We start from the raw sequence: 10,992 nt of genomic DNA on the forward strand, positions 1-10,992 counted from the left end.
CTTATATCTTCCACCCGGAATGGATCGCGACCGCGCCGCCCAGGATCGATTCGTACTTGGTATTCACAAAACCAGCCTTCGCGATCATCCGCTCGAATTCAGGCATGCTGGGAAACTTGCGGATCGATTCAACGAGGTAGCGATACGAATCCGCATCGCCTGCGATCATCTGCCCCATGCGCGGCAAAAGCTGCTCGGAATAGACATCGTATATCTCTCTGAAGCCCGCCCATTCGGTGGTCGAAAACTCCATACAGTAGAACCGCCCGCCCGGACGCAGCACGCGCAATGCTTCGCGCAGGGCCTTGTCCTTGTCTGTCACATTCCGAATGCCAAACACGATTGTGTAGGCATCGAAAGTGTTGCTGGCGAAGCTCGTTTCCTCGGCGTTCTGGCAGGAGAAAACGAGGCTTCCCGTGTCTTCGGTTTCTGTCCGATCCATCGCGCGCTCGGCGCCCACGTCCAACATGTCCTGATTGATATCGGCCACGGTGATATCCGCCCCGCGATCCGCCATGCGGAACGCGATATCGCCAGTGCCGCCCGCCATATCTAGGATGCGTTCGCCCGACTGCGGCTTCACCCGCTTGACGAAGCGATCTTTCCAGCCGCGATGCATGCCCATCGACATTGCATCATTCATGATATCGTATTTGCGCGCGACGCTGGAAAAAACCTCGCCCACGCGGCGGGTCTTTTCTTCCGGGCTGACATTTTCGTAGCCGAAGGAAACGGTCTCGCCAGAGCTTTCATTGGATGCTTCGTTCATGCGCGGGCCTTAGAGGGAATTGTGCGGCGCGCAAAGAGTGTTACAGCGCCGCAAATGCCCGAATTACCAGAAGTTGAAACAACGGTTCGCGGTCTTGCGCGGTTCCTCGATGGCGAGCGGATCGAGCGGGTCGTGCTGAACCGCCCCAATCTGCGCCGCCCTTTCCCGCCGGAACTGGTGCAGGTGATGACAGGGGCGATCGTCACCGGTCTGTCACGCCGCGCCAAATACGGGCTGATCCATCTGGATCGCGGATCGTCGATGATCTTTCATCTAGGGATGAGCGGGCGCTGGCGCATCGATCCCGAGGAACCGGACAAGCACGATCATCTGGTTATGGAGACTGCGAGTAACCAGTTCGCCCTGTGCGACCCGCGCAGGTTTGGCTCGGTCGATCTGATCGACACGGCGGCGCTCGATGACTGGCCGCAATTCGTCGCCCTCGGCCCGGAGCCGCTTGGTGATGGGCTTACGCCTGTGCACCTTAAGGCCGCTCTCAAAGGCAAGAGCCAAAGCATCAAGCTGTGTCTGCTCGATCAGCGAATCATCGCCGGGCTCGGCAACATATATGTATGCGAGGCGCTGTGGCGCGCGGGCATACATCCGCGCAAGGCAGGGGGCAAGGTGACAAAGCCTCAGCTCGAACGCCTGGTCCCGGCGATAAAGGACGTGCTCGAAACGTCGATCAAGGATGGCGGATCATCCCTGCGAGACTACGCACAGCCCGATGGCGAGCTTGGCTACTTCGCAACTCGCTTCGACGTATACGACCGGACTGATCAACCCTGCCGCCGGGACGATGGCGGTGCAATCCGCCGGATCGCACAAGGCGGACGCAGCACCTGGTTCTGCGCGAAGTGCCAGAAGTGAGGAGTTTCTTGACGATTCGGCGACTCCGCCCTATGTGCGCCGCTTTCCGGCATACGGGCTAAGCCTGCCTGCCGATCTTCGGATAAACCGATACAGACATTCGGCTCGCCCATGGCGGCCATACAGAAACGCGAGACAGACACACCTATGGCCAACACGCCGCAAGCCCGTAAGCGCATTCGTCGCAACAATCGCCGTTCGGAAATCAACACCGCACGCGTCAGTCGCATTCGCGGCTTCGTCAAGAAAGTCGAAGCGGCCTGCGAAGCCGGCGACAAGACTGCAGCTTCTGAAGCGCTGAAGGCAGCCCAGCCCGAAATGGCTCGCGGCGTCGCTCGCGGCGTGATGCACAAGAACACCGTGGCGCGTAAGATGTCGCGCCTAACGAAGCGAGTTGCCGCTCTCTGATTCGGCCGATTCGCTTGTCCGACCTACGCAAACGGGCTTAGGTCGGCGGGTCAGAACACATAAGGGTCGCTCCATAGTGGGGCGGCCCTTTTTGTTTGCGACAATTGTGACACCGGCGCGCCTCAAAAATGTAAGGATTCCTCGCGATTCGCGGGCTCCTAAACCAATTTTTAATGATAATTCAGCCGCTTGAACGCACGCCTGCGGGTTGCAGCCGAGTCAACAGGATTATTTCAGTTTTTTTAAAATTCCGCGCTTGCGCAAAGCGTCGATGCGTCGTTTATTCGCATCTCACTCGGGGCGGGACAGCCTGAGTTTTACAGTCTGATCGACAGGGGGGACCCGCGAATACTGCTTCGCGGGGTTGGAAAAGGTTTGCCTGTCACAGGTCAATAATAGCGCTTCGGATCGCGGCTCCGGGAGCGGGAGACAATTGGGGAAACAATGGTGCACAAAATGGACAAGGCGCGGACCACGCGCCGCAACTCGGACGATGACTTGATGGAAGATGCCGAAGCCGTAAATCTCGCAGCAGACTGGTCCGATATCAGTCAGGGGCTTCGGAAAGATCTGGGACACCAATTGCACAGCCAGTGGATCAAGCCGATCCAGGTTGGCGGCATCGACAAGGAGACGGGTCGGCTCGACCTGTTCCTGCCAACCGAGTTCTCTGCGAATTGGGTCAAGGATCGCTTTCACGATCGGTTGCAGCTCGCATGGAAGATTGCGCGCAGCGAAGTGCGCGAGGTCAACATTCAGGTCCATCCCGGGCGCCGGCAACTGCCCGAACTTCGGATCGACGATGGTCGCCGCCCCGCGAATGACGGAGCCAGCGCGATTGCCGTCGCCGCCGGCACGATTGGCGATGCGGGCTTCACCAGCTCGGTTGGCCTTGATCCGTCGCTGACCTTTGCAGCCTTCATTACCGGCGAAGCCAACGTACTGGCCTGCAACGCAGCGCAGCGCATGGCCGCGACCGAGCAACCACAATTCTCGCCGCTCTACCTCAAGGCCGCAACCGGCCAGGGCAAGACGCACCTGCTGCACGCCATCGGCCACGCATTCCTGCAAGCTCACCCGCGCGCACGCATTTTCTACTGCTCGGCAGAGCGCTTCATGGTCGAATTCGTCCAGGCGCTCAAAGCCAACCAGATGATCGAGTTCAAGGCGCGGCTGCGCAGCTTCGATCTGCTGCTGGTCGACGACATCCAGTTCATCATCGGCAAGGCATCGGCTCAGGAAGAGTTGCTTTACACGATCGATGCGCTGCTCGCCGAAGGCAAAAGGCTCGTGTTTGCCGCCGACCGCGCACCACAGGCATTGGACGGTGTCGAACCGCGCCTTCTCAGCCGCCTTTCGATGGGTCTGGTCGCCGACATTCAGGCCGCCGATATCGAGCTGCGCAAGAAGATCCTCGAATCGAAGCTCTCGCGCTTTGCGCCTCTGAACGTGCCAGACGATGTGCTCGATTTCCTCGCCCGCACCATCACGCGCAACATTCGCGAGCTGGTCGGCGGTCTCAACAAGCTGATCGCCTATGCGCAACTGACCGGTCAGGAAGTGTCGCTGCAACTCGCCGAGGAGCAGCTGACCGATATCCTGTCGGCCAATCGCCGCCGGATCACGATCGACGAGATTCAGCGCACGGTTTGCCAATTCTACCGGATCGATCGCAGCGAAATGTCATCCAAGCGCCGTGCGCGCGCCGTGGTTCGTCCTCGGCAAGTGGCGATGTACCTGTCCAAGGTCCTGACCCCGCGCAGCTATCCTGAAATCGGCCGCAAATTCGGCGGGCGTGATCACTCGACCGTGATCCACGCGGTTCGCTTGATCGAAGACCTGCGGCAGCGCGACGCCGATATGGATGGCGACGTGCGCAGCTTGCTTCGGCAGCTTGAGAGTTAATGGAATAACCCGCAGCACCTTCGGCTCGCATCCACGAAGGAACCACAAAGACTGCACCGTTTGTCGACAGGCCTGACCACAGGCTTGCCGACAGCGGGTGCACAGGCTGCCAACTGCCTGTAAACAGCTTCTCCATGAGTTCTGCACCGCCTTCTACACCGCTCTCACCGGCCCGCCTGGACCGCTTTGCCCGGCATATCGTGCTGCCCGAAATTGGCGGCGCAGGGCAGGTGGCGCTGGCGACCAAGCATATTGCGGTGATCGGCCTGGGCGGCATCGGTTCGCCCGCGCTGCAATATCTCGCCGCGAGCGGGATCGGGCGCTTCACACTGGTCGACGACGATGTGGTCGACGCCAGCAATCTCCAGCGTCAGACGATCTTCACCGCGCGCGATGTCGGCCACGGCAAAGCAACCAGTGCGCGCCGCTGGCTCGCCAATTTCGACGACGCACTGGATGTTGCGATCAGCGACGCGCGGATTACCACCGAAAATGCTGGCGAGCTCATTGCAGGCGTCGATCTGGTGCTCGACGGCACCGACAACTTCGCCACCCGCCTCGCGGTCTCCGATGCCTGCGTCGCTGAGCGCGCGCCGTTGCTGTCAGCAGCCGTCGGACGCTTTCAAGGGCAAGTGGGCGCCTTTGCCGGGCACCTCGTGGGGCAGGCTTGCTACCGCTGCTTCGTCGGCGACGCGTTCGATGCCGAAGACTGCGACACCTGCGCCGAAGACGGCATGCTCGGCGCGATGGCGGGCTGGACCGGCAGTTTCGCCGCAATGCAAGCGGTGCGGGTGCTACTCGCCGGTGTCAGTATGTTTGGCGATCCGATGTGGGGCAAACTGCACCTGCTCGACGGCATGAAACCGGGAATGCGGACCCTGACGATTTCGAAAGACCCGGAATGCCGGGGGTGTGGCGCCTAGCCGCGAGAAGACCGCGACGTATGGATACTGGTAGTTCTTGCAAAAAATAGAGAGGTATCGCGGGATTGAAAAATGACGAACGACATTCCTCTCAAACTTCCGCCCGAAATTCAACGCGAGGTCCCTTATGTTGTGCGCTGTGTCACGGCAATGAATGACCGCCGCATTTCCGAGGCGAAGACACTCTTGGATGGTTTCAAAGACAGTAAGTTGCCTCGCCACATCGCTATCGCGGGAAGGCTACAGATGCTCGACAAACAGTACGCAGCCGCAAACGAGCTGTTCGAGAAAGCTGTCAGACTGATCCTCAAAAAACGATCGAGCCAAAACAATCAGTATATTCTCCATTACTGCTTGGCATTCCTACACGCGGATTCGAACCCCGAAGTATCGAAGAACCACGCCAAAAGCGCAGCATCATTGAAGCCGCCAAAGGCGCTCTTTTTGAGTATCCCTATCTTCGATCCCGACGAACCGGATACATTCCCCGACTACTTCGAATCCGAATAGATTAACTCAACCAAGCACCTCCCCTACCCATTCCGGCACCAGCTGCCCAGCAGGTCCGTGACGGGCCTCAGCGAAGAAGTGGCTCCCTTCACTCGGTTCCAGATTCAGCTCTAAGGTTCCCGCGCCCGCGGCTCGGGCCTCCTGCACAAAACCTGCCGCTGGATAGACCGCACCGCTGGTGCCGATGCTGACGAACAGATCGCAATCGGATAGCGCCGCGTAGATCCGCTCCATCTGATACGGCATTTCGCCGAACCAAACGACGTCGGGGCGCAAGCTTGGCGATTGGCACACCGGGCATGGCGGGCGATTTAGCATCGGCGCATCCCAAGAAGTTCGGACCTCGCAGGCAAGGCACAGCGCACTTTTCAATTCACCGTGCATGTGCAGCACATCGTTCGAGCCGCCCCGCTCGTGCAGGTCATCGACATTCTGGGTGACAAGCAGCAGCTCACCGGAAAACTCCGCCTCCAACCTCGCCAGCGCACGATGTGCATCGTTCGGTTCGACCTTAGCCAGAGCCTCACGCCGCATATCGTAGAAGCCCAGAACCAGATCGGGATCGCGCGCAAAGCCCTCCGGCGTCGCCACATCCTCCACCTTGTGCTGCTCCCACAATCCTCCAGCCGAGCGAAACGTGTCGATCCCGCTTTCTGCGGAAATCCCTGCTCCGGTAAGGATGACGATGTGTTCGATCTCTGCCATGACAGGCATGAAACACGGATGGCGGAGGTGAAGCAATGTCGCATTCGAAAGCGCAGTTCGGAGTAATCGGTCACAAGGGCCGCATGGGTCAGGCGCTCGCCGACGCAATCGCCGATGCGGGGCACGAATTACGGGTCGGTGTCGATGAAGGCGGACATCCCGGTCCGCTGGCGACTCAATGCGACGTATTGGTCGATTTCTCGGTGCCCGAAGCGCTTGGCGAATCGCTGGGCGCGGCCAAGGTTGCGGGCATTCCGATCCTGATCGGAACAACCGGACTGACGACCGAGAACCACGAAGCCATCGATGCGGCCGGGGAAGTCATTCCCGTCCTGCAGACCGGAAACACCTCGCTCGGCGTGAACCTGCTGTGCCACCTGATCCACCGCGCTGCGGCAACTCTGGGCGATGATTGGGATATCGAGATCCTCGAAATGCATCACCGGTACAAGGTTGATGCGCCCTCAGGCACGGCCCTGCTGATGGGCTTGGCGGCGGCCGAAGGTCGCGGCATTGCGCTGGACGCCAATAGCGAGCGCGGCCGCGACGGCATGACCGGCGCGCGCGAAGAAGGCGCGATCGGCTTCGCATCTTTGCGCGGCGGCACCGTGGCTGGCGATCACAGCGTGATCTTTGCGGGCGCAGAAGAGCGGATCACGCTTTCGCACTCGGCAGAGAACCGCATGATCTTCGCGCGCGGCGCGGTGAAGGCAGCCAGCTGGCTGATCGGCAAAGAGCCGGGGCGGTATACGATGAACGATGTGTTGGGGTTATGATTTCGGGCTAGAAACCAGGCCCGGGAAAGGCGCAGGAACATGAAACCGTCAGACTTCATGATCGGCCTGATCAATTTTCTGTCGATCCTGCTTCCGGGCGCGATTGCGACGACGCTTCTACTCCATGTAAGCCCAGAACTGCGCGAATTGTCGGATACTCTGCCGCAGCACGACGTGTTTGCATGGACAGCCTTTTTCGCCGCTGCCTATTTCGCGGGGCATCTGATCTTCCTTGTCGGATCATGGCTTGATCCCGTCTACGATGCCGTGCGTCGGCGGCGGCACCCACTGCCAGAAAAGGAGCCAAAGGACCCGGTCTGGTTCGATCCGATCCTCGACTTTCTGCTCAAGCGCCGTCTGCCATGGGTGAGGAAAGAACCAGATCAGAAGTTTGCCAATTCTTACACAGTGGTCGACACCCTCCGCCGCGACATCATGACCGAGGCAGAGGTTGCGGGCACCAACTCGTTCCAATGGAGCCGAGCGCTGCTGATCCAGAATTGTTCGGCGGCGCACAAGGACATCGAAGTCCACGAAGCAGACCAGAAATTTTTCCGGAGCCTTGTCATACTGTCGTTCGTGCTGGCGGCTGGCGCAGCGATTGCGCTGGAATGGGTCGTGGCCGTAATCGCGCTTGCCGCTATGGTCGCAAGCTTCGTGCGCTACTACAATCGGCGGCTAAAGACGGTAACGCTAGCCTATATCCATGTTCTGACGCTCTACCGCAGCGGCGATCTGAATTTCCGTCCGGTCCGGGATGAACAGGATCAGCCATGATCCGCTGGCGTCGCTGAACCCGCGCGACTATCGCTGAGCGCCATGACCAAAGATCAGATTTTCGAGTTCTTCCGCCGCCTTGCCGAAGACAATCCCGAACCCGAAACCGAGCTGCAATACGGCAACGCCTATCAGCTGGTCGTTGCGGTCGCTTTGTCGGCGCAGGCAACCGATATAGGGGTCAACAAGGCCACGCGGGCATTGTTCGCCAAGGTCGAGACGCCGCAGCAAATGCTCGATCTCGGGCTGGAAGGCCTGATCGAACACATCAAGACAATTGGCCTGTTCAACTCCAAGGCCAAGAACGTAATTGCGCTCTCGCAACTGCTGATCGACGAATATGGCGGCGAAGTTCCCGACACGCGCGAGGATCTGGTGAGGCTGCCCGGCGTAGGTCGAAAAACCGCGAACGTTGTACTCAATTGCTGGTTCCGCCAAGAAACCTTCGCGGTCGACACCCACATCCTGCGCGTCGGCAACCGTACTGGGCTGGCCAAAGGCAAGACACCAGAGAAGGTCGAAGAGAAGCTCGAAAAACGCGTCCCCCAGCCATTCCGCCTGCATGCGCACCACTGGCTGATCCTGCACGGGCGCTATGTCTGCAAAGCACGCACGCCCGAATGCTGGAACTGCAAACTCGTGGACCTGTGCAGCCATCGCAAGAAGGTACTTGAGAGGCCGAAGGGTCGATAAGTCCCGCAATGAAACGGAATTCCGTTGCAAAAACATACTATTAGGAGATCGACGGATCGAGGCGTAGGCTTACGACTCACAACATAGGGGAGAAGAACCATGAAGTTCTCTGCAACGTCCCGCCGCGCTCTGATGCTGAGCGCATGTCTGTCGCTTGCCGCGCCAATGTCTTTTGGACCGGCCTTTGCACAGGACGCAGCCCCGCCCGAAGATGACGAAATCTATGTCGACAGCCAGACGGTCATTGTTACTGCCACACGCGCAACGCCCGGCGGCGCGCAGGATGTGAAACACTTCCGCTCCATCGCGCTAGACGAATTCAGCGAAGACGGCCTGCCCCGCGCTTCCAGCTTCACGGTCGAAGGGCTGTTGAGCGAACACGACCTGATCCTGCCTAGCAAAGGCGGGTGCGAGCAGCTGTTCTGCGTCTCAACTCACGCCATGCCCGCCTCACGCACCGACGATGAACACTTTGTCGGGATCGGGTTCGAAAGCGGGATCGACGCAGAGGCCTATCGCGCCGAACCACTCAGCCTGATCGCAGTGGTCGACCGTTCAGGTTCGATGGGAGGTGAGCCAATCACACGGGTCAAGGAAGGGCTGCATGCCATCGTCGATCAAATGCGTGAAGGCGACCGGCTCGGGATCGTGATTTACGGTTCGAGTACCGTGGTCCATCAGGACGTGATCGACGTTGAGAACAACAAGGCCGCCCTGCACGCTGCAATCGACGGGATCGCGATCAACGGTTCGACCTATATGGAAGCGGGGATGAAGCTCGGCTTTGCGACCGCATTCGAAGAGTTGGAGCATAGCCGTGGCAAGACCCGGCTAATGCTGTTCACCGACGAAAACCCAAATGTCGGTGACACCAGCGCGGAAGGCTTCATGGGGCAGGCGATCGACGGGTCCCGCAAGGGCGTGGGCATGACAACCATTGGCGTGGGAGCGCACTTCGACGGGGCGCTTGCTACCAAGGTTTCGAGCGTGCGCGGCGGCAACTTGTTCTTTGTCCCCGAAGAAGGAGCTGCAAACGAGCTGTTCGCGACCGAATTCGAGAACATGGTCGGAGAGGTCGCGCAGGATCTCGTCATCTCGATTGACCCTGCGGACGGCTTGAAGGTCGGTGCGATCTACGGTGTGCCGGGCGAACTGATTGCCGATGCCGGTTCGGGAACGGTGACAGTCACGATCGGTAGCGCGTTTCTATCCAGCAAAGGCGGCGGCATCTTTGCCACGCTTGAAGGGGAAGGCGGCGTGTCGGAACTGGCCGAAATCTCGGTCGCCTACACCGATGCCGTCAGTCAGAAACGTGAGGCCGATGCAGATACGGTCTTGGTATCTTCGGAAGGCATCCCAGCCAATCTCGCCAAGGCGGAATTGCTGGTCGATCAATATGTCACGACGACACGGGCGCTAGCCCGATTCCATGACAAGGGCGATGCCAAAGGCGCCTCCAAACTCCTCGCCGGACTTTCGAAGCGCATTGCGGCCTCGGACTTTGAAGGAATGGAAAGCGAAGTCGAACTGGTCGATGGCCTGGCCGCCAAGGCTACAAAGCTGGCTCACCTCGCAGGACGCACCCTGCCCTCCGATCTCTACGGCGACTGGAAGGTGGTGCGCCATCGCGGCGTGGAAGACCTTTCGCGCGGCGATCTGATCGAGATCAACGACTATGGCGAGTTCATCACCGAGCGCACACGTGGCCGTGACAAGGGCGAGGAAATCTATCAGGAATTCGCGATCAACGAACGCCAATTGCACATCGAGGACACGGGATTGGTGTTCGATTACCGCGTACGCGGCGACAGGCTGACCTTGCGCAACCGCCTGGACGGGACTGAAATCGTGATGCGGCGCGATACGACCTGAGGCTTCGGCTAAATCGCGGGTTAAGGTGAGGACGCGCTTACTCGGATCGAGGGGTTGTGCAGAGGGAGATTTCCGATGATCCGTTCACTCGTCCTCATTACCGGCGCACTCACCGTAGCGTCCTGCGCGCCAGTCGACCCCGAAACCCGCGTCGACCCGGCCCTCGCCGGACCGCCCGTAAAGGTGCTCGGCGAAGAACGCAGCTGCATCCAGCGCTCGAACATTCGCAACAGCCGAGTGCGCAGCGATCAGGTGATCGACTTCGAAATGCGCGGCGGGAAGGTCTATCGTAGCGTGCTGCCGAACAAATGCCCGCGCCTCGGCTTTGAGGAAGCGTTCTCCTACAACACCTCGATCAACCAGCTGTGCAACACCGAGATCATCTACGTGGTCGAACAGATCGGCGGCCAAATTCAGCGCGGTGCCGGGTGCGGCTTGGGCCGGTTTGTGCCGGTGGAGTATGCCGAGGATAAATAAAAAGGCGGCGAGCCGAAGATCACCGCCCTCAATATTATTTCTCTTTCGGCGTTCGCAACTGAGTGATCGCTATGACCAATGCTGCAAGACCAATCAAGAAATCAATTATCTCTAAATAGTCCATCATAAATCTCTTCATGATGGGAACGCGTTCCCGTTGAATTGGGAAACGTCGCGACGCGCGGTCCGGTTTTTCAGAGCCGGGACTCTGCTTTTTCGCGGTCTATGTGGGTCTATGTGGGTCTATGTGGGTCTATGTGGGTCTATGTGGGTCTATGTGGGTCTATGTGGGTCTATGTGGGTCTAT

12 protein-coding genes are annotated in these 10,992 nt (G+C 59.4%); 10 read left to right on the forward strand and 2 right to left on the reverse strand.

Features of this window, described 5'->3' with window-relative positions; all coding sequences use genetic code 11:
• Nucleotide 1: 1 nt before the first annotated feature.
• Entirely contained in the window at nucleotides 2-769 is a 768-nt protein-coding gene (locus tag Q0837_RS12700; protein ID WP_298469654.1) for a class I SAM-dependent methyltransferase, read from the reverse strand.
• Between the two features lie 54 nt (nucleotides 770-823).
• Between Q0837_RS12700 and mutM the strand changes: the two genes are divergently transcribed.
• The 5 genes from mutM (at nucleotide 824) to Q0837_RS12725 (ending at nucleotide 5,385) form a co-directional block, all read left to right on the forward strand.
• Nucleotides 824-1,639 (forward strand): bifunctional DNA-formamidopyrimidine glycosylase/DNA-(apurinic or apyrimidinic site) lyase, encoded by an 816-nt coding sequence (gene mutM, locus Q0837_RS12705; protein ID WP_298469656.1) that lies wholly within the window; start codon nucleotides 824-826, stop codon nucleotides 1,637-1,639.
• A gap of 147 nt (nucleotides 1,640-1,786) precedes the next feature.
• A complete protein-coding gene (gene rpsT / locus Q0837_RS12710) occupies nucleotides 1,787-2,047 on the forward strand; it encodes a 30S ribosomal protein S20 (protein ID WP_298469915.1) in 261 nt (86 codons plus the stop codon).
• A 444-nt stretch (nucleotides 2,048-2,491) separates the two neighbouring features.
• Nucleotides 2,492-3,952 (forward strand): chromosomal replication initiator protein DnaA, encoded by a 1,461-nt coding sequence (gene dnaA / locus Q0837_RS12715; RefSeq protein ID WP_298469659.1) that lies wholly within the window; start codon nucleotides 2,492-2,494, stop codon nucleotides 3,950-3,952.
• Between the two features lie 134 nt (nucleotides 3,953-4,086).
• Complete coding sequence (locus tag Q0837_RS12720; RefSeq protein WP_298469664.1) at nucleotides 4,087-4,875, forward strand: HesA/MoeB/ThiF family protein; 789 nt, start codon at nucleotides 4,087-4,089, stop codon at nucleotides 4,873-4,875.
• A 72-nt stretch (nucleotides 4,876-4,947) separates the two neighbouring features.
• On the forward strand, nucleotides 4,948-5,385 hold the full coding sequence (locus Q0837_RS12725; protein ID WP_298469667.1) for a hypothetical protein: 438 nt from the start codon (nucleotides 4,948-4,950) through the stop codon (nucleotides 5,383-5,385).
• 6 nt (nucleotides 5,386-5,391) lie between these two features.
• Here Q0837_RS12725 and Q0837_RS12730 read toward each other — a convergent pair whose 3' ends face one another.
• Nucleotides 5,392-6,090: an NAD-dependent deacylase gene (locus Q0837_RS12730; RefSeq protein ID WP_298469670.1), complete on the reverse strand. Its 699-nt coding sequence runs from the start codon at nucleotides 6,088-6,090 to the stop codon at nucleotides 5,392-5,394.
• Between the two features lie 35 nt (nucleotides 6,091-6,125).
• On the opposite strand from Q0837_RS12730, the gene dapB reads away from it, so the two are divergent.
• From dapB to Q0837_RS12755, 5 genes are all read left to right on the forward strand, one after another.
• Nucleotides 6,126-6,866 (forward strand): 4-hydroxy-tetrahydrodipicolinate reductase, encoded by a 741-nt coding sequence (dapB, locus tag Q0837_RS12735; RefSeq protein WP_298469673.1) that lies wholly within the window; start codon nucleotides 6,126-6,128, stop codon nucleotides 6,864-6,866.
• A 39-nt stretch (nucleotides 6,867-6,905) separates the two neighbouring features.
• Nucleotides 6,906-7,643, forward strand: coding sequence for a hypothetical protein (locus Q0837_RS12740; protein WP_298469676.1), 738 nt, complete (start codon nucleotides 6,906-6,908; stop codon nucleotides 7,641-7,643).
• 42 nt (nucleotides 7,644-7,685) lie between these two features.
• Nucleotides 7,686-8,336 carry an endonuclease III gene (gene nth / locus Q0837_RS12745; protein WP_298469679.1) on the forward strand — a complete coding sequence of 217 codons (651 nt, stop codon included), beginning with the start codon at nucleotides 7,686-7,688 and terminating at the stop codon, nucleotides 8,334-8,336.
• A 99-nt stretch (nucleotides 8,337-8,435) separates the two neighbouring features.
• Complete coding sequence (locus Q0837_RS12750; RefSeq protein ID WP_298469682.1) at nucleotides 8,436-10,208, forward strand: VWA domain-containing protein; 1,773 nt, start codon at nucleotides 8,436-8,438, stop codon at nucleotides 10,206-10,208.
• 75 nt (nucleotides 10,209-10,283) lie between these two features.
• Complete coding sequence (locus Q0837_RS12755; protein ID WP_298469685.1) at nucleotides 10,284-10,685, forward strand: hypothetical protein; 402 nt, start codon at nucleotides 10,284-10,286, stop codon at nucleotides 10,683-10,685.
• Nucleotides 10,686-10,992: the final 307 nt, after the last annotated feature.

This window comes from uncultured Erythrobacter sp. (assembly GCF_947499705.1).
In the GTDB taxonomy this organism is placed as follows: domain Bacteria; phylum Pseudomonadota; class Alphaproteobacteria; order Sphingomonadales; family Sphingomonadaceae; genus Erythrobacter.